This is a genomic window from Alicyclobacillus macrosporangiidus CPP55 (assembly GCF_000702485.1).
GTDB lineage: Bacteria > Bacillota > Bacilli > Alicyclobacillales > Alicyclobacillaceae > Alicyclobacillus_H > Alicyclobacillus_H macrosporangiidus_B.
Map to the genome: position 1 here is coordinate 1,304,748 of NZ_JNIL01000001.1, position 17,962 is coordinate 1,322,709.

Annotated in this window: 16 protein-coding genes and 1 riboswitch; of the genes, 2 read left to right on the plus strand and 14 right to left on the minus strand. The window is 67.3% G+C overall.

Annotation, left to right across the window (positions count from 1 at the left end):
- Positions 1–17: 17 nt before the first annotated feature.
- From N687_RS0106760 to N687_RS0106795, 8 genes are read right to left on the minus strand one after another with little or no spacing between them, the layout of a single operon-like run.
- Positions 18–1,427, minus strand: a complete 1,410-nt coding sequence (locus N687_RS0106760) for an extracellular solute-binding protein (RefSeq protein WP_081841210.1) — start codon at positions 1,425–1,427, stop codon at positions 18–20.
- An 18-nt stretch (positions 1,428–1,445) separates the two neighbouring features.
- Complete coding sequence (locus N687_RS0106765) at positions 1,446–2,639, minus strand: MalY/PatB family protein (RefSeq protein ID WP_029421133.1); 1,194 nt, start codon at positions 2,637–2,639, stop codon at positions 1,446–1,448.
- A gap of 16 nt (positions 2,640–2,655) precedes the next feature.
- Positions 2,656–4,017 (minus strand): nickel pincer cofactor biosynthesis protein LarC, encoded by a 1,362-nt coding sequence (larC, locus tag N687_RS0106770; protein ID WP_029421134.1) that lies wholly within the window; start codon positions 4,015–4,017, stop codon positions 2,656–2,658.
- A 2-nt stretch (positions 4,018–4,019) separates the two neighbouring features.
- A complete protein-coding gene (gene larB / locus N687_RS0106775) occupies positions 4,020–4,772 on the minus strand; it encodes a nickel pincer cofactor biosynthesis protein LarB (RefSeq protein WP_029421135.1) in 753 nt (250 codons plus the stop codon).
- Complete coding sequence (gene larE, locus N687_RS0106780; protein ID WP_029421136.1) at positions 4,769–5,581, minus strand: ATP-dependent sacrificial sulfur transferase LarE; 813 nt, start codon at positions 5,579–5,581, stop codon at positions 4,769–4,771. The genes larB and larE overlap by 4 nt, the downstream gene beginning before the upstream one ends.
- Before the next feature lie 36 nt (positions 5,582–5,617).
- Positions 5,618–7,156 carry a gluconokinase gene (locus N687_RS0106785; RefSeq protein WP_029421137.1) on the minus strand — a complete coding sequence of 513 codons (1,539 nt, stop codon included), beginning with the start codon at positions 7,154–7,156 and terminating at the stop codon, positions 5,618–5,620.
- Positions 7,157–7,194: 38 nt separating this feature from the next.
- Positions 7,195–8,349: a galactonate dehydratase gene (gene dgoD, locus N687_RS0106790; RefSeq protein WP_419670123.1), complete on the minus strand. Its 1,155-nt coding sequence runs from the start codon at positions 8,347–8,349 to the stop codon at positions 7,195–7,197.
- Between the two features lie 60 nt (positions 8,350–8,409).
- Positions 8,410–9,357 carry a sugar kinase gene (locus N687_RS0106795; protein WP_029421139.1) on the minus strand — a complete coding sequence of 316 codons (948 nt, stop codon included), beginning with the start codon at positions 9,355–9,357 and terminating at the stop codon, positions 8,410–8,412.
- Between the two features lie 90 nt (positions 9,358–9,447).
- On the opposite strand from N687_RS0106795, the gene N687_RS0106800 reads away from it, so the two are divergent.
- On the plus strand, positions 9,448–10,395 hold the full coding sequence (locus N687_RS0106800; protein WP_051663011.1) for a DUF421 domain-containing protein: 948 nt from the start codon (positions 9,448–9,450) through the stop codon (positions 10,393–10,395).
- 5 nt (positions 10,396–10,400) lie between these two features.
- On the opposite strand, the gene N687_RS0106805 is transcribed toward N687_RS0106800, so the two are convergent.
- From N687_RS0106805 to N687_RS0106815, 3 genes are all read right to left on the minus strand, one after another.
- Complete coding sequence (locus N687_RS0106805) at positions 10,401–10,841, minus strand: hypothetical protein (RefSeq protein WP_035462091.1); 441 nt, start codon at positions 10,839–10,841, stop codon at positions 10,401–10,403.
- 1 nt (position 10,842) lies between these two features.
- Complete coding sequence (locus N687_RS0106810) at positions 10,843–11,478, minus strand: YiiX/YebB-like N1pC/P60 family cysteine hydrolase (RefSeq protein ID WP_029421142.1); 636 nt, start codon at positions 11,476–11,478, stop codon at positions 10,843–10,845.
- A 116-nt stretch (positions 11,479–11,594) separates the two neighbouring features.
- Entirely contained in the window at positions 11,595–12,737 is a 1,143-nt protein-coding gene (locus N687_RS0106815) for a peptidase MA family metallohydrolase (protein ID WP_029421143.1), read from the minus strand.
- Positions 12,738–12,899: 162 nt separating this feature from the next.
- Here N687_RS0106815 and N687_RS0106820 point away from each other — a divergent pair, with 162 nt between their 5' ends.
- Positions 12,900–13,544: a hypothetical protein gene (locus N687_RS0106820; protein ID WP_029421144.1), complete on the plus strand. Its 645-nt coding sequence runs from the start codon at positions 12,900–12,902 to the stop codon at positions 13,542–13,544.
- A 111-nt stretch (positions 13,545–13,655) separates the two neighbouring features.
- On the opposite strand, the gene N687_RS0106825 is transcribed toward N687_RS0106820, so the two are convergent.
- The 3 genes from N687_RS0106825 to N687_RS0106840 form a co-directional block, all read right to left on the minus strand.
- A complete protein-coding gene (locus N687_RS0106825) occupies positions 13,656–14,810 on the minus strand; it encodes a trans-sulfuration enzyme family protein (protein ID WP_029421145.1) in 1,155 nt (384 codons plus the stop codon).
- Between the two features lie 244 nt (positions 14,811–15,054).
- A riboswitch (SAM riboswitch) is annotated at positions 15,055–15,169 on the minus strand.
- Between the two features lie 161 nt (positions 15,170–15,330).
- The gene (locus N687_RS0106835; RefSeq protein ID WP_035462092.1) at positions 15,331–16,485 is read right to left on the minus strand and encodes an iron-containing alcohol dehydrogenase; all 1,155 of its coding nucleotides are present in this window, start codon (positions 16,483–16,485) and stop codon (positions 15,331–15,333) included.
- A gap of 60 nt (positions 16,486–16,545) precedes the next feature.
- The gene (locus tag N687_RS0106840) at positions 16,546–17,919 is read right to left on the minus strand and encodes an aminotransferase (RefSeq protein WP_029421147.1); all 1,374 of its coding nucleotides are present in this window, start codon (positions 17,917–17,919) and stop codon (positions 16,546–16,548) included.
- Positions 17,920–17,962 lie beyond the last annotated feature (43 nt).

Sequence of the window (17,962 nt, forward strand, 5' to 3'; positions counted from 1 at the left end):
CCGCCTCGTCTTCCGCGTCAGCTCTGTCCGCTGTAGTACTTGTCGCGGATGGACTGCTCCTTCTGGACCAGTTCGTTGAACACCTGATCGACCGGAGCGTGGTTGAGCAGGATCTTGTTCGTCTCGTCGATGATGGCCTGGCGCTCCTCGGTCTCGTTGACGAAGTACGTAGCGTGGGCGTTCTGCAGGCCTTTCACGAACGGGCCGTAGACGGGATCGCCGGTGATGCTGGGATCGCTGGAGAGGGACTTGGCCGCCGGCAGTTCACCCACCGTCTGCAGCCACTCCTTCTGTGTCTGCTCCGAGATGAGGAACTTCAGGAACTTCTCGGCCGCCTGCAGCTTGTCGCCGCTGACGCCCTTGGCGATCCCGTTGACCCAGTATGATCCAAAATTCGACTCGGTGCCGCCCGGTTCCTTGGTGGGCAGGGGCGCCACGCCCCAGTTGAACTTCAAGGCCTGCTTGAAGCCGCCGAGGGCGAACGAGCCGTCGATGATCATGCCACAGTTGCCGGCCTTGAACGCCGTCTCGTAATCCGTCTCAAAGTTCGGATCCCCGATCTTGTCCTTGCTGAACATATCCATCCAGTACTGGAACGCCTGCAGGCCCTGCGGGGACGAGTTCCACTGCACCTTTTTGTGGTCATCGCTGAACGGCGTGACCCCCCACTGGCGCAGCAGCACTTCCTCGAACACGTGATAGCCCTGGCCCTGTACGTCCGGCGCAAAGCCCTCCTGCTTCAGCTTGCCGTTTTCGTAGACAGTCATCTTCTGCGCGTCCTTGATGAGTTCATCCCACGTCTTCGGCGGCTGATCCGGGTTGAGGCCGGCCTTCTGGAACATGTCCTTGTTCCAGAACAGGGCCAGCGAGCGCACCGCGATGGGCAGCGCGTAGTACTTGCCGTCGAGCTTCGAGTCCTGGATCATCGGAATGTAGTAGTCGTCAATCTGCTGGGTGGACATGAAATCCTCGGGGATGGGCTGCAGGTAGCCTTCCTTCACGTACTGCGGGATCCATCCGTAGTACAGATTCAGGATGTCCGGCCCCTTGCCCGCGTGCATCGCCGCCGCGACCTTCTGGTTGTACTGGTCGTACGGAAAATCCTGCTCGACCACTTGGATGTTCGGATTCTGCTTCTGAAACTCGTCAATCAACTTCTTGATTTCGGTGACCTTGGAGGGATAGCTGTACTGCCAATAGGTGATGGTCACCTTCTTGCCTGAGTTTCCGCCACTGGCCCCCGTGCCGTTGCCGGCGTCGCCGCCCTGCGATCCGCCGCATCCAGCGAGCATCGAGATGGCCAACAGCGACGCCCCGGCGACCTTGTACGCTGGCTTCATGAACGCCGCGCCCCCCTTGCTCTTCTCTATCGAGTCGTTTGAAACGAACTGTGAATTCATGATATAGAAGCAAGGCAGGTGCGTCAACGAACCGACCCGCCTCCTTCACCCCCGGCCCGCCGCGCGATGGTGCTCGACCGCGTCCGCCATCTGCTCCAGGCACGCCTGCAGCTGGGCGCGCGGGCAGCCGACGTTGATGCGCACAAACCCTTCGCCGCCCGGCCCGAAGATGTAGCCCTGATCGAACGCCACCTTCGCCTCCCGGAGCCAGAAGGCCTGCAGGGCCTGCGGATCGGAGATGCCGAGCCCGCGGCAGTCGATCCACGCCAGATACGTCCCCTCCGGCCGGAACACCTTCAGCTCGGGCATGCGCTCCGCCGCGAACGACGTCAGCAGGTCCAGGTTCCCCTCCAGATACGACAGCAAGGCCTCGAGCCAGGGCCCGCCCTCGCGATACGCCGCCTCGGTCGCCGTCAGGCCGAACACGTTGACGCTGCCCACCGCCGCCCGGCCGATGACCTCCTGGTAGCGGCGGCGCAGCTCCGGATTCGGGATGATCACGCTGGCGGTGTGCAACCCCGCCAGGTTGAACGTTTTGCTCGGCGCCACGCATGTCACCGACTGGGCAGCGAACGCCTCGCCGAGAGACGCGTACGGCGTGTGCACGTGCGGCCGGTACACCAGGTCGCCGTGGATCTCGTCCGCCACCACCAGCACCCCGTACCGCTGGCACAATTCTCCCAGGTGCCTCAATTCTTCCGCCGACCACACCCGCCCGACGGGGTTGTGGGGGCTGCACAGGATGAGCATCTGCGCCCCGTCCGCGAGCCGCTCTTCCAGGTCCTCGTAATCCATCTCGTAGCGTCCGTCCACGCATCGCAGGGGATTGTACACAATCTGTCGATCCCGTTGCCGCAACAGCCGGTAAAACGGGTAGTACACCGGGGGCTGCACAATGACCCGGTCCCCCGGCTCCGTCAGCGCATCGATGAGAAACCCGATGGCTGGGACCACACCCGGGGCGTGGCAGATCCACGAGGGATCCACGGACCAACCGTGGCGGGCCTTCTGCCAGCCGGCGATGGCCTCGAGGTACGAGTCGGGCCGGATCGTGTACCCGAATACCCCGTGCTCCGCCCGCCGGCGCAGGGCCTCCACGACCTCCGGCGGCGACTTGAAGTCCATATCCGCCACCCACATGGGGATGGCGTCGGCCACTCCGTACCGGTCTTTCAGCCCGTCCCACTTGGACGACGCCGTGCCCCGGCGTTCTATCGGTTCATCGAAGTTGTACCGCATGCAACCGCCTCCCGTCTCACTGTCCCTGCGAGCCTGGCAACCACTCCGCCTGCGCCGCCGCCAGCGCGGCCTGATAGACCGCCTTGAGCGGCGCGCCGGAGGAGACCGCCGCCACCCGGCAGTCCTCGTACTCCGGCGCCGCGTTGACCACGCGGCCATCCCGTTCCGCCACCTTGACCCGCACCGCGCCGTAGGGCGTCGACACCGTCACCCAGCGCCGCGCCAAGGCAGAGCGTGCCACCGGGTAGTAACGTACCCCGAGGGACGTTGTCTCCTCGTGCAGGGCTCCCACCAGCCCGTCGCGCCGGGCCGCGTCGCACAACACGTGCATCTGCATCCCGGGCCGGCCCTTTTTCATCACCACCGGCGTCACCCAGGCGTCGAGCGCGCCCAGGTCGAGCATCCGCTGCAACGCGTGCGCCGCCCACTCCCCGGGCATGTCGTCGACGTTCGCTTCGAGGACCCACAGGTCCCCCGCCCGCTGTGCCGCGGCGGTCTCCCCCAGCCGGATGCGCAGCACGTTGGCCACCGGCAGCTCCTTTGTGCCCGCCCCGTACCCGATGGTGTCCGCGGCGAACACAGGTGCCTCGCCGCGCTCGCACAGGGCCCGGAGGATGGCCGCCCCTGTCGGGGTCACCGTCTCGCCCCACCGGCCTGAGGAATAGGTGGGCAGCCCCTCGAGCAGGATGGCCGTCGCCGGTGCAGGGACGGGCATCAGGCCATGGGCGCAGCGGACCGTCCCGCCGCCCACCTCGATGGGCGAGACATAGCAGGCGGGCATCCCGGCCAAATACCAACCGGCCATCGCGCCGACGATGTCGACGATGGCATCCACCGCCCCGACCTCGTGAAAATGGACCCGCTCCGGCGGCAGGCCGTGGACGCGTCCCTCTGCCTCCGCGAGCAGGCGGAACGCCAACCGGCTCTTCTCCCGCACCGGGTCCGGGAGATCGCTGTGGTCGAGGATGTGTTCGATGTCCGGCAGATGCCGGTGCGGATGCGCGTGGGCGTGCTCGTGCGCATGGTGGTGTCCGTGGTCATGACTGTGCGTATGGGCATCCTCGTGACGGTATGTATGGAAATCATCGTGACCATGGTGGCCGTAATCGTGGTCGTGGTGGTGATCCGGATCGTCATCCTGAGGGTGGACGCCGGCATCGCCGTCGCAAATCGATTCCTCCCCTTCCACCACCACGTCCACCTTCAACGCCCGGATGCCCTGCTTCATCACCGGGCGCACCCGCACCTCGTATCCGGGCACGGCGAGTTTCGCCAACAGCGCGCGCCATGCCGCCTCGTCCACGCCCGCGTCCAGCCAGGCGCCGAGGAACATGTCCCCGCTCGCCCCGGCCGGGCACTCGATGTACGCGATTCGCACCCTCAGTCCCCCAATCGATTGATGAGCGCCGCCAGATAGCCGGCGCCAAACCCGTTGTCGATGTTGACGACGCCCACGCCGCTCGCGCACGCGTTGAGCATCGCCAACAGCGGCGTCACGCCGTGAAACTGTGTGCCGTAGCCCACCGACGTCGGCACCGCAATCACCGGCTTGTCCACCAACCCGGCGATCACGCTGACCAACGCCCCCTCCATCCCGGCCACCACCACGAGCACCCGGGCCTCGTACAGCCGGTCCAGATGAGACAGCAGCCGGTGCAATCCGGCCACACCGACGTCGACCAGCCGCTCGACGCGGGCGCCCATCGCTTCGGCGGTCAGTGCCGCCTCCTCCGCCACCGGCAGATCGGACGTACCCGCGCACACCACCAACACGTGTCCCTTTGGGTCGCCCACGCCTCGCATCAGGCGCACCACTCGGGCGAGCGGATGGTATTCCACATCCGGCACCGCCGTCCGGACCCGCTCGTACACCCCTGCAGACGCCCGCGTGCCGAGCACCGGGCCGTCCCCGCTCTCGCACAGGCGGACGAGGATGGCCGCTGCCTGCTCGTCCGTCTTGCCCTCGCAGTACACCACCTCGGGGAATCCCTTGCGCAGGGCGCGGTGGTGATCAATCCGGGCGAAGCCCAGGTCTTCCGCATTCATGCGCCGGAGCGCAGCCAGGGCCTCGTCCACCGAGGCCCGGCCATCCCGCACCGCCTCCAACCACGCCCGGTAGCCCCGGTCGCTCATCCAGCCGTCACCGCTTCATTCATGCTGCCCGAGCGGTACCCCTGCAGGTCCAGCGTCACGTACTGGTAGCCGATCTCCTTGAGTTTTGCGACCACCATGTCCGCCACTTCCACCACCTGCGCCAACTCCGCGGGCGGCACCTCGATCCGCGCGATCTGCCCGTGATGCCGCACCCGCACCTGGCGGAAGCCGAGTTGCAGCAGGAACAGTTCCGCCTGATCCACCATCGACAGTTTCTCGCGGGTGATGCGCTCGCCGTATTGGATGCGCGAGGACAGGCACGCCAGGGACGGTTTATCCCACGTGCGCAGGCCGAGCTTCTGCGAGAGAAAGCGGATCTCCCGTTTGTACAACATCACGTCCTGCAACGGTGCCAGCACGCCGCGCTCCTTGGCCGCCTGCAGGCCGGGGCGGTACTCGCCGAGATCGTCGGCGATGGCGCCGAACACCACGTGATGGTACCCCCTTTCCCGGGCAATGGGGATCAGGTGCGAGAACAGCTCATTTTTGCAAAAGTAACACCTGTTGACCGGATTTTCCGCATAGCCCGGGATGGCCAATTCGCTCGTCTGAATCACCAGGTGGGGGCTTCCGATCTCTTTCGCGAGGGCGATCGCTGCCTCCCGTTCCCGCTCCGGGTACGTCTCCGAGTCCGCGGTCACCGCCAGCACGTTCTCCGGGCCCAACGCCTCCAGCGCCGCCTTCAGCAGAAACGAACTGTCGACGCCGCCCGAGAAGGCCACCACCACCCGGCCCAGTCCGCGCAGATTTTCCAGCAGCCGCTCGTACTTCTCCCACGCTTGCTGCATTGAAACTCCCTCCCAGGCCCGCGCGACGCCTGGGGCCTAACGGCCCTCCAGGCCGGCCAAGGCCGTGAATTCTCCTTTTAAGGTCTCGTACAACCGGCCGAAGCGGGTCATCTCCGCCTGGTACACCCGGGTCCGCTCGGGATGCGGATCGATCCGTTCCCGTATCGCAGCCGTGTTATCCACCCGTTCCAGCGCGTCCCATACGCCGGCAGCGAACAGCCCGAGCGCTGCGGCCCCCCAGCACGAACTCTCGTAGTCGGCCGGGACCGCCACCGGGATCCCGAACACGTCCGCCATCGTCTGCCGCCACCAGGCGGACTTCGTCACGCCGCCGCCCACGCGGACCTCGCGCAGCGGCCCGGCCAGTTCCGTCAGCGTGACGATCACGTTGTTCAACTGCAGCAGGACGCCCTCGAACGCCGCCCGCACCAGGTGCGCGCGGGTGTGCTGCAGCGACAGCCCAAAGTATACCCCGCGCGCCTCGGCGTTCCAGTACGGTGCCCGCTCTCCCGCGAGAAACGGAAGGAACAACAATCCGTCACAGCCCGGCGGCACCGACTCTGCCCACTCGGCCAGCGCGTCGTAGCCCGCCGTGTCGCCCTGGCCCGCGGCACCCTCCGCACCGGCCGGCGGCACCCCGATGTGATCCCTCACCCACTGCAGGACGATCCCGGCGCTGTTGGTCGATCCGCCGATCACCCACCGATCCTCCGTCAGCGCGTAACAGAACGTACGACCCGCGGGATCCGTCAGCGGCCGGTCGACCACCAAGCGCGCGGCGCCGCTCGTGCCAAGCGTGGCAGCGGCCACCCCAGGGTGGATGGCGGCGACCCCCAGGTTGGCCAGCACCCCGTCGCTGGCCCCGACTGCCACCGCCACATCGGGGGAAATCCCCATGGCGCGGGCGCAATCCGGGTTCATACCGGTCAGCACGCAGGTCGTCGGCACCAGGGCCGACAGCTGGTCCGGCCGGACGCCGGCAGCCGCAAGCGCCTCCGCGTCCCACGTCCGCCGCTCCAGGTGAAACAGCCCGGTTGCCGATGCGATGCTGTGATCCACCACGTATTCGCCAAACCAGTGGTGGAGCACGTACTCCTTCAAGGAGATGAATCGGGCGGCCCGTCCGAACACATCCGGACGCGCCTCCCGCAGCCAACACAGCTTAACCAGCGGCGACATCGGGTGAATCGGCGTCCCTGTGCGCCGGTACAGCCCGTGACCCCCATCCTGCCGGATGGCCTCCGCTTGGCGCTGTCCCCGGCTGTCCGCCCAGGTCAGCGCCCGCGCCAGAGGCCGGCCCTTGCCGTCCACCGGCAGGACGCTGTGCATCGCGGCGCTGAGCGCCAGCCAGCGGATCTCCCGCGCACGGCCCGACGCCGCGGCCGCCTCCGCGACCGCCCGTTCCACCGCCCGCCGGATCTCCTCCGCGTCCTGCTCCGCGCTCGCGGGCGCCTCCGTGTACAAGGGGTAGCCCGCGGACGCCTTGGCCAGGGGCCGGCCCGCCGGATCATAGACGATGGCCTTGGTGGTGGTCGTGCCGATGTCGACCCCCATCACGAGCGCCCCGTCCTCCATACGCCGCCTCCTCTCGATGTCCCTGCCGTCATTTTACCTCACCACTCGGCGACCGTCCCGTCCTCGTTGCGCCACACGGGATTTCGCCAGCGGTGATCTCCGGCCACCGCCCGGACTTTCTCTTCGTCGATTGCGATGCCAAGCCCCGGCCCAGTGGGGATGTCGGCATAGCCGTCGCGGTAGGCGAACACCGCGCGATCGACCAGATAATCCAATAAGTCGCTCGTCTCATTGTAATGGATGCCGAGGCTCTGTTCCTGGATGAACACGTTCGGGAGGCTCGCGTCCACCTGCAGCGAGGCCGCCAGCGCGATGGGCCCGAGCGGGCAGTGCGGCGCAACCGCGACGTCGTACGCCTCGGCCATGGCGCCGATCTTGCGCACCTCCGAAATGCCGCCCGCGTGGGACAGGTCCGGCTGGATGATGTCCACACCCCCCTGCTCAAACACGCGCTTGAAATCCCAGCGGGAAAACATGCGCTCGCCGGTCGCGATGGGCACCGTCGTGTGCCGGGCGATCTCCCGCAGCGCCTCGTGGTTCTCGGGCAACACCGGCTCTTCGATGAACATCAGGTGGAACGGCTCGAGCTCCTTCGCGACGACCTTCGCCATCGCCTTGTGCAGCCGGCCGTGGAAGTCGACGGCGATCCCGAAGTCCTTCCCGCACGCTTCGCGCACCGCGGCGACACGGGCGACGATGGCCTCGACCTTGGCGTGGGAGTCGATGTAGTGCATTTCCTCGGATGCGTTCATTTTGATGGCCGTGAACCCAGCCTGCTTCTTTTCGAGCGCCGCTTGGCCCACGTCCTGCGGGCGGTCACCGCCGATCCACGCGTACACGCGCACCCGCTGGCGCACCCGGCCGCCGAGGAACTCGTACACCGGCAGGCCGTATCGCTTGCCCTTGATGTCCCACAGGGCCTGATCGATCCCAGCGATGGCACTCATCAACACCGGGCCTCCGCGGTAGAACCCACCCCGGTACAGTACCTGCCAGATGTCCTCGATGTCGTTCGGATCGCGGCCGATCACGTACTCCTCCAACTCCCGGACGGCCGCCGCGACCGTCGCCGCGCGGCCTTCGACCACCGGTTCTCCCCAGCCGACCAGGCCGTCGTCCGTCGTCAACTTCAGAAACAGCCAGCGCGGTGGCACCAAAAACAGCTCCATGCGCGCCACTTTCACCGTCCACATCCCCCTTCCTCCGGATGCGGGGCCCCGTCGGGGCCCCTCGGCGCATGCCCTGCGAATGCCTTATCGCGTCGCCCGCGCCGTGCCCGCCATGAAGGCTTCCAGGTCCCGCCGGTATGGGAGCGATTCGTAGTCCCCGATGCCGGTCACGGCAAGGGCGCCCATCGCGCACGCCCGGCGAGCCGCCTCCGGCAGCGACAGTCCGTCGAGCAGCCCCGACATCAGGCCCGCCGCGAACGCGTCGCCGGCGCCGATCTCGTCCACCTGCTGCACCGTGAATCCCGGCACGTGTCCGCTTTCCCCGTCGGCCGTCCGGTAATAGGCGCCCTCCGGACCGAGCTTCACCACGACTGCATGAGTCCGCCCCTGCAGCAGCCGCTCGGCGATGCGTTCCGGATCGGTAGATCCGGTGAGGATCTCCCCTTCGTCGATTCCCGGCAGCACCAGGTGGGACGCAGCGGCCAGCCGCTGCAGGACCGGCCGCGCCTCCTCTTCACGCCACAGCTTGCGGCGCATATTGGGATCGAACACCACCGTCACACCGCGGGCTGCAGCCGCCTCGATGGCGCGCTCCGCCGTCTCGCGGCAGCTGGCCGACAGGGCCGGGGTGATGCCGCTGGCGAAGAGGAAGCGGGCCTGCGGGAAACGTGCGAGATCGACATCTTCCGGGCGCAACCGGCTCGCCGCCGACCCGCGCCGGTAGTAGTGCACCTGGGTGCGGCCGCCCCCGAGGTATTCCTTAAAATAGAGACCCGTCGGTGCATCGGGATCGAAAATGACCGCGCTGACATCGACGCCCTCACCGCGGACGGTCTTGTAGATGAACCGGCCGAATCCATCGTCCCCCAGACGGCTCACCCAGGCGACCCGGTGCCCCAGGCGCGCCAGCCCGATGGAGACGTTCGTCTCGGATCCCGCGATGCGCTTTTCAAACGCCGGAACCATCTCGATGGGCCCGGCGGCCGTCGGCGCGAAATTGACCATCGTCTCTCCGAACGTGATGACGTCCATGTCGCAACCCTCTCCCAGATTGTAAAGTGCGGACGTTTCTTGCAACCCCCCTCATGATACCAAAGCGCTCGCCAGGGGGAAGGGCTGCCCGTGTTGGTCAAATCCGGCAGCATGACGGAATCGGCCCGGGGCATTCTGGTGGATGGACGCCCGGCAAACCGGGCGGATGAGCAGAGGGGTGAAGTGCGCTTGTCTGTGTACACCGAACTCGTGCTGCGCTCGATCTTCGGATTTCTCGCGATGATCCTGTTGGCCCGATTGGTGAGCCAGAAGTGGACGGTCGTGGCTGGCGTCGCGGTGGGGGCGTTGGCCGCCCTGGTCTCCGTCAACCGGGCGTTCAACTTTTACCACGCGCTGGTCGTGTTCGTCACGTGGGGTGTGCTGGTGTTCGCGCTGCAGTGGGCGTCGCTGTACTCAGAGACCTTGCGCAGTTTCGTCAACGGCACGCCGACGGTGCTGATCCGCCACGGCAAGGTGCTGGAGAAAAACCTCCGCCAGGCAAAGATGAGCGTCAACGACATGATGTCCCTGCTGCGCGAGAAAGAGGCGTTCAAGCTGGCGGATGTGGAGTTCGGCGTGTTGGAGCCGGACGGACAGGTGAGCGTGATGAAGCGGTCCGACGTCCAGCCGCTGACGCCCAAGGACACCCATCTGCCCGTGGAGAACGAACGCGCGCCGTACGTGGTCGTCGCCGACGGCAACCTGATCCCGCAGAATCTGGCCAACGCCGGTTACGAGCGGGCCTGGCTGTGGGACGAGATCCGCCGCCAGGGGGCCAAGGACTGGAAGGATGTCTTCCTGGCCCAGGTGGACTCGCAAGGCAATGTATACGTGGATCTTTACGAAGACGAAAACCTGAATCCGCCCACGCGAAACCCCACGAAGCCGCTGCTCCTGGCCTCGCTCAAAAAGATCCAGGCGGATCTCGAGGGCTTCGCCATCGAGACCCGCAACCCGGACGCGAAGGCGATGTACCAGGACACGGCTCGAAAACTGCAGCAGCTGATTGAACAGGTGGAGCCGGAGCTCACCCGTTGACGGGCTCATCGCGCCGTCCGGCGCGCCCAGCGCCGGCTCGCGATCGTCACGCCCGCGGACAACCATCCCACCGCCAGGGGCGCGGCGGCCGCCGCCCAGAAGGTGCTGGACAGCCCGTCCCAGGTGCCGGCAGGCAACCACTCCAGCACCGGCATCAGCGGATGGACCCACACGGCGAGCACGCCGCCCGCCCATTCCCGCCACCCCTGCCCGTCGGAAAGGATGCACGCCAACCCAGCGAAGATGCCAGGGAGCTGGCGAAGCAGACAGACGGTCACCAGAGCGGCCACGGATCGATCCGAATGGCCGTCCCGGACCCAGGTGACGACGGCGACCGCCAGCCATCCCACGAGCACTGGCCATGCCCACGCCGGCCAAGCGACGCCGAGCAGAGACAGGCCGACGGCCCACACGTAGCCGTCAGTATGCAGTGGCGGGCGCCTCATGTCACGGACGCACCCCCCACGTGCCGACGTGAATCCACGCTGGGCTTGCGGCCAGGTCGTCGGGCAGGACCCAAGGGTACGCCGGGCACAGGTCGACACCACGGTCGTGGAACAAACGCCACACCAGTTTGCTGCAGTACTCGCTGCGCCGGTCGGTCAGGGCGCCGAACGGATCGTACGGACGGCCCACTTCGGCGAGCGCGGCCTGCGCCAATTGCCTTCGCCACCCCGGGCTCTCGCGTGCGCGAAACGCCGCCACCGTGTGGTACGCCCGATAGGACGTGAGCGGCCTCAGCACAGTCCCATGGACGAAATCGAACGCATCGACGCACTGCCCCCCGCCCGCGTAGATCACCACATGCGTCCAATAACCGTACGCCCCGTCCGGGTTGTGGCAGAACAAAACGTCGCCCGGTTCGAGCGCCGCCTCCGAGATGCCGTTGTCCCCGCCGGGGAGGACGCCGGTGAACCGGCCGTGTGCCATCTCCCGGGACATGTGGTGCAACAGCGAAAGCGTGTGCGCATGGGCGGTCCACCCATCCGGGCATACGGCCAACCCCGTGAAGAACGCGGCGCCGGCCAGAAGGCCGGCGGCCTCCATCCACCACTTCGACGCCGCCCACCCTTTCCGCGCCAAGTCGCCGGAGACCCCGGCGCCGCTCTCCAGTATGTACCTCCCTCCCCGGGGTCATGCACAAAACAGAAGGGCCGGGGGCCATTCGGCCCTGCCGGCCCTGCACCCGGTCCGCCTGGTCAGCCCAGGCGTTCCTCAAACGCCTTCTGATAGTCGGAGAGAGACATGCCGTAGACCGCCTGGAAACTGGCGTCGGCCCCTTTCGACGGCACACCGTCGAGGAAGGAGCGAAACTTCTCCTCCCCGTATTGGTCGACCAGCTGCTGCACCGCCAGGTAGTCCTGCCACTCGACGTTGTAGTCGGCACCGAGGATGTCCTGTTCGTTCGCCGACAGCGGCAGGAGCATCCGCTGCGCCGCCGCGTCCTGCAACTGGGCGTTGTAGGCTGCGGCCAGCGCTCGCGCCTCTCGCGGGTTGACAGCCGCCTCCGCCGCCAGTCCCTCACGCCACGCGGCCCCTTCGTCCAGCCACGTCGGCAGGCGATCCCCGATGCCCCGCTCGTTGTACACGACGTGGGTCAGTTCGTGCGTCAGCACGTTGGTCAGTTCGGCACTGTCCTGCAGGTTGTACAACGGGATCCACACCGACGTGCCAATGGTGAGACCCCCGGTCTGTTGCACCACGGCGGCGGCTTCGTCCGATGACAACCCAGCCTGCAGCAGCGCCTTGCCATATGCGGCGCGCGTGGAGAACAGCACCACCTGCGCGCCGGAAGGCGCCTGGCCCACGTCCTTCGTCAACAGCGGAACGGACACCTGCTGGATGATGTTCGCTGCCTCGCGGACCGCACTTGCGGACACGCCGCGATCGCCGCTGCTGACAGTGACCCCCGAACCGGCCTGGACTGTGTGCTGCCAGGCGAGGCGAGGCAGGCGATGGATATGCGTGCGCCAAGGCTGCGCCACCTCCAGCGGTACCACCGGCACGGTGCCCGGGGTTGTTCCCAGTCCGCTCGCCGGGCCGCCCGTGCCCGACGGGAGCTGAAGCGTCCCCCCGCCCCCCGGTGCCCATGCCCCCGGCGGGGAGATGCCGAGCATCGCCAACAGCTGCTCCCACCCGAAGGACAGGCCCTGCAGGATCTGCTGCTCCCAATCCGCCACCTGCTGCGTGTACTGTTGAATCGCCTCGGCCATGGACGGTCCGGCACCGCCGGAGAACAACGACGACGCCAGGGCTCCGGCCACGATCCACGTCTTCACCACTTTCCTCTCCTTTCGGCCCGGCGGCGGACACGCCCACTTGGCGTCCGCCGCGTGCCGCACGGTGCTGAACCTCCTTCTGCCCGTATCCCCCTGCTGCTTCTCTATTTTTAGTATACGAATCCACCTTGAAAATTGCTTGAAGGACGCCCCGCGTCACACTGGGCGGGCTTGCGCCGTCCACTCTGTAGAACCCGGCAACCCTGCGGACGAGGAGGCACGCCCATGCACATCCCTTGCTTATTCCTGCATCGATCCCGCCTGGCCGCCATCCTCCTGCCGCTGACCCTGACCGTGTTCCTTGCCGCCTGCGGCGCGTCCAGCCAAGCTGGCGGGCAGCCCCGGACCGGCGCCGCGTCCGCAGCACCCGCGTCCTCGTCAGACGGCGACAACGCGGCGAACGCGGTGGTCCAGGCCAACGCATTCGCCGCCGTGCCCGCAGCGAATGCCGGCCCCGCGCCGGCCGCGAGCGGCGGCGCCTCGGATTCTGCCGCCTTCGGCACCTACCTGCCCCTCCCCGACGGCCAGGTGGCGACCCCCGATCATCCGGTGCACTGGCAGGGCCTGCAGGTCTCCCTGCAGGTCCAGGGGCTTCCGCCCGAGGCTTCCCGGGATCAGCAAATCGTCGGCAACCACGCCGAGATCCGCCATCGTTCGGAGGTGACCACCGGTGCGGGCCCCGGGGTGTTGCTGGAGGTGGACCGCACCACCCCCGCCGCGGCGCAGACGCCCAGCACCACGAAGGAGTGGTGGATCGTGGTCTACCGGCCGACATGGGCATACGCCATCGTCGTGACCGGCCCGGGCGATCCCAATGCCATCCGGTCCCAGGTCATCGACCTCGCCAGGCGCTGGCACGTCCCGGGGTGACAAGGACGGCAAGAGCGATCCGCCGCGCTTGGGCCAGCGTCCGACGGAGGCTGACCATCCAGCACACCGCCGCTCGCAGACGCCCTTCGCCGAGCCGTCCCCCCGCCCCGTCTACGCCTCTGCCCGCCGGGCCGCCGTGAACGCGGCTTCGAGGTCGGCCAGGATGTCCTCCACGTGCTCCAGGCCGACGGATAGCCGCAACAGGCGGTCGTTGACGCCGACGGCGTCGCGGATCTCCTTGGGGATCTCGTGGTGCGTCTGCGTCGCCGGATAGGTGATGAGCGACTCCACGCCTCCGAGGCTCTCCGCGAAGGTGATGAGGCGAACCCCGCTCAGCACCTGACCCACCCACTCCGGTCGTGCGAGCTCGAACGAGACCATCCCGCCGTAACCGGAGGCCTGCCGCTCGTGCACCGCCCGCCGCGGGTGGTGTTCGAGGCCGGGATAGTACACGCGGCTGACCATGGGCTGCCGGGTGAGCCACTCGGCCACGCGACGGGCGTTGCGCTCATGGCGCTCCATGCGCACCGCCAAGGTCTTCATGCCGCGTACCAGCAGCCAGCTGTCCTGCGGCCCGAGCACCGCGCCGAGCGAGTTCTGGTAGTAGTGGATGCGCTCCGCCAGCTCGTCGTCCTTCACCACCACCAAACCTGCCAGGACGTCGTTGTGCCCTCCTAAATATTTCGTCGCCGAGTGTACAACTATGTCCGCCCCCAACTCCAGCGGACGCTGACCATACGGCGTCATGAAGGTATTGTCGACGATGGTCCACGCCCCGTGGCTGCGGGCGATCTCGGCGCACGCCGCGATGTCGCTGATCTGCATGGTAGGGTTGGTCGGCGTCTCCACAAACAGCGCCTTGGTTTCGGGCCGAAGGGCGGCCTTCACAGCGTCCAGATCGCCCGTGTCGACGAACGTCGCCGTCACCCCCAGCCGAGGCAGGATCTGATCGAACAGCCGGTACGTGCCCCCGTACAGGTCGTGAGAGATCACCACATGCTGCCCGGGCTCAAACAACTGAGCCACGCAGGCGATGGCCGCCATCCCGGACGCGAACGCGAAGCCGCGCCTTCCACCCTCCAGGACTGCGATGGTCTCCTCCAACACCTGCCGCGTGGGGTTCGCGAGCCTCGCATAATCAAATCCGGTGCTCTCCCCCAGCGCCGGGTGGGCGAACGTCGTCGCGTGGTGGATGGGCATCACCACCGCACCGGTCCTCGGGTCCTGCCGGTTGCCCGCCTGTACCAACCTCGTCTCCAGCCTCATCGCCGATCCCCCTTCTGGGAGTGGGGCGCGGCGCTCCGCTTCTGCTTTGCAAGCCGCTTCGCGCCGCACCCCACTCCCTTCATTGTTGCGTGAGCGCGTCATCGCTGCTTCACGCTGTGCACCACACCCTCGTCAGCCGCGTGGGCGTTTCGCGTAGTGTCTTGCGTAGCACGAACGGAGCGAAACGCCCACGCGCACTCAAAAAGGCCCTTCTCTGAGAGAAGGGCCGCCATGTGCGTCCATTCTCTCATCTCCCAGGAGCATGCTCCTGCAGGATTTGGCACCTGGAGGCGCATCCTCGCCGCGCCTCTGGTTGCCGGGCTTCATCGGGCCAGTCCCTCCGCCGCTCTCGATAAGAGAATCTGGATCTTCGGTTTTCATTCTGTTCACCCGGTGCGCCCGGGCTTCGGATGGTTCCAATCTACACGCCCGAGCGCAGCCCGTCAACGGGTCTCCCACTCCGCGCCCCGCGACGGACGGTTCTCGGGAGTCGTGGGGTCATGAGGCGCGCCTCCCCCGCTCACACCGGAGCCGCGCCCGTCAGCGCCGCCTCATACAGACGCGCCACGTCCTGTTCGGTCACCTGGCGCGGATTGATGGGAATGTTGCCGCTGCGGAACGTGTCCCGGATCATGTCCGGAAACATGTCCCGCGTCACCCCGAGGCCGTCGAACCGGTCGGGGATGCCGAGATCCCGGTTCATCCGCATCACCTCCCGCACGCCCGCCTCGGCCGTGCGGATGGCACTGCCCTGATCCGGCACGCCGAGCGCCTGGGCCACCGCCGCATAAGCCTGCGGATTCCCGACCATGTTGTACGCCATGACGTAGGGCAGCAGGACCGCGTTGGCGAGGCCGTGCGGCACGCCCGCGAATCCGCTGACCGGGTGCGACATGGCGTGCACGAGCCCCAGCCGCGATAGCGTGAAGGCTATCCCCGCCAGGGTGCTCGCGTACAGCATCCGGGCGATGGCGTCCGGATCGCGGTTGACCGTCGCCGGACGGATGGCATCCGCGATCATCCGCATCGCCTGCATCGCGCACGCATCGGCGTACCAGTGCTGGACGCGGTTGGTGTACGACTCCATGGCGTGCGTCAGGGCGTCCATGCCGGTGGAGGCCACCAGGTGCGGCGGCAGGGTGCGCAGCAGGTCCGGATCGAGCACCGCCAATTTCGGAATGAGATACGGCGACAGGATGGGTGTCTTGTAGTGATGGGCGTCGGTGATCACCGTGACATTGGTCACCTCCGACCCGGTTCCGCACGTGGTCGGGATGACGGCGAGCGGCGGGAGGGGGTTGGGGACCTTATTCACCCCCTCATAGGCGAGCAGCGGCCCGGGGTTGGTCGCCAAGAGCCCCGCGGCCTTCGCCGTATCGATGGAGCTGCCGCCGCCGACGGCGAGGATGCCGTCGCACCCCTCGTTCCGAAACACGCCGGCCGCCCGGCTGGCACACTCCTCGTCTGGATCGGGCACGACGTCCCCGAACACGACCGCCGACAGACCCGCTTCCCGCAGGGACCCGAGGATGCCGTCGAGGAGCCCCGCTGCCCTCACGCCCGGGTCGGTGACCACCAGCACCCGGTTGCAGCCAAGCCCGCGCAGGTCGTCCCCCACCCCGGCGCTGCGCCCTGGGGCAAACTCGATGCGAACCGGCAAGTAGACCGTCGACACGCGTCATCATCCTTTCTCTCTACCCGTACATGTGAAAGGCAACGTTGCTCGACGGGTCCATCAACGGCCGCCGAGCACCTCTTCCAATGCCTCGTCGAGCGTCTTCGCGATGAACGCCAGCTCCGGCTCCTCCACGACCAGCGGCGGGGCCAGCGTGATCACGTTGTTGAACCCGGCCACGGTGTCACCATTGCGGCCCACAATCAGCCCGCGCGCTTTGCACGCAGCGATCACCCGCTTGACCGGCTCCGCCTCCAACGGCGCCTTGGTGACCCGATCCTGCACCAGCTCGACGCCCGCCAGCAGCCCTCGGACGCGGACGTCGCCGACGTTCGGATGGCGGTACAGCCGCTCCAGCTCCCCGGCGAGGACGTCGCCCATCTGGGCGGCGTGCGGGACCAGCTCGAGCTCCTCCATCAGCGCCAGGTTTTCGAGGGCGACCGCGCAGCTCACGGGGTGCCCGCCGAAGGTGTTGACCTGGCGGAAGTAGCCGTACGGATCCGCGGGATCCTTAAAGGCGTCGTACAGGTCCTGGCGGACGGCGGTCGCGGACAGAGGCACGTAGGCGCTGGTGATGCCCTTGGCCATCGTGACGATGTCCGGCTGGACGGCGCTGTGCTGGAAGCCGAATTTCTTGCCGGTGCGGCCGAATCCGCAGATGACCTCGTCGACAATCAGGAGCACGCCGTACCGCCGGCACACCGCCGCCACCTCATCCAGGTAGTTCGGAGGCGGCATGATGACCCCGCCGCCCGTGATGATGGGCTCCAGGATAAACGCGGCGACCGTCTCAGGCCCCTCCCAGACAATCACCTGCTCCAGCTGCTCGGCGCAGGCCCTGCCGTAGGCCAGGGGATCCATCCCGTCGGGACGGCGGTACAGATCCGGCGCCGGGATGTGCAGGAACCCGGGCGCCAGAGGTTCATACAGGTACTTGCGCTGCTGCTGCCCCGTGGCCGCAAGGGCGCCCAGGGTGCTGCCGTGGTACGCCCGGTAACGGGCGATGACCTTGTACCGGCCCGGCTGCCCCGTCTGGGCGTGGTACTGGCGAGCCAGCTTGAACGCGGTCTCGTTCGCCTCCGAGCCGCTGTTGTTGAAAAAGATGCGGTAGTCTCCGCCGAGCCACTGGCACAGGCGGTCTGCCAACAGGGCCGCCGGCGTGTGCGCGGCCGACAGCGGATAGTACGGCATCCGCCGCATCTGCTCGTACGCGGCCCGGGCCAGCCGCTCGTGGCCATACCCGGCGTTGACGCACCACAGACCGGACATGGCGTCCAGATACCGCCTGCCCTCGAGATCCGTCACGTACACCCCGTCCGCCGCATCCACCACCCAGGGATTCTGTTCGCTGTGAGGCGCAAACGCATGCCACACGTGGCGCTTGTCGCGCTCGTAGATGTCCTGCTTGGCGAGACGCTCTCCAACCTCCGCCATACCGCCTTCCCCCTCGCGTTGCCGCTGTCACGGTCCTGGTCAA

Excerpts from the sequence above, each read along its gene's own strand:
- N687_RS0106765 (WP_029421133.1), bottom strand. The coding sequence starts at position 2,639 with ATGCGGTACAACTTCGATGAACCGATAGAACGCCGGGGCACGGCGTCG.
- larB (WP_029421135.1), bottom strand. The coding sequence starts at position 4,772 with ATGAGCGACCGGGGCTACCGGGCGTGGTTGGAGGCGGTGCGGGATGGC.
- larE (WP_029421136.1), bottom strand. The coding sequence starts at position 5,581 with ATGCAGCAAGCGTGGGAGAAGTACGAGCGGCTGCTGGAAAATCTGCGC.
- N687_RS0106785 (WP_029421137.1), bottom strand. The coding sequence starts at position 7,156 with ATGGAGGACGGGGCGCTCGTGATGGGGGTCGACATCGGCACGACCACC.
- dgoD (WP_419670123.1), bottom strand. The coding sequence starts at position 8,349 with ATGTGGACGGTGAAAGTGGCGCGCATGGAGCTGTTTTTGGTGCCACCG.
- N687_RS0106795 (WP_029421139.1), bottom strand. The coding sequence starts at position 9,357 with ATGGACGTCATCACGTTCGGAGAGACGATGGTCAATTTCGCGCCGACG.
- N687_RS0106805 (WP_035462091.1), bottom strand. The coding sequence starts at position 10,841 with ATGAGGCGCCCGCCACTGCATACTGACGGCTACGTGTGGGCCGTCGGC.
- N687_RS0106820 (WP_029421144.1), top strand. The coding sequence starts at position 12,900 with ATGCACATCCCTTGCTTATTCCTGCATCGATCCCGCCTGGCCGCCATC.
- N687_RS0106825 (WP_029421145.1), bottom strand. The coding sequence starts at position 14,810 with ATGAGGCTGGAGACGAGGTTGGTACAGGCGGGCAACCGGCAGGACCCG.
- N687_RS0106840 (WP_029421147.1), bottom strand. The coding sequence starts at position 17,919 with ATGGCGGAGGTTGGAGAGCGTCTCGCCAAGCAGGACATCTACGAGCGC.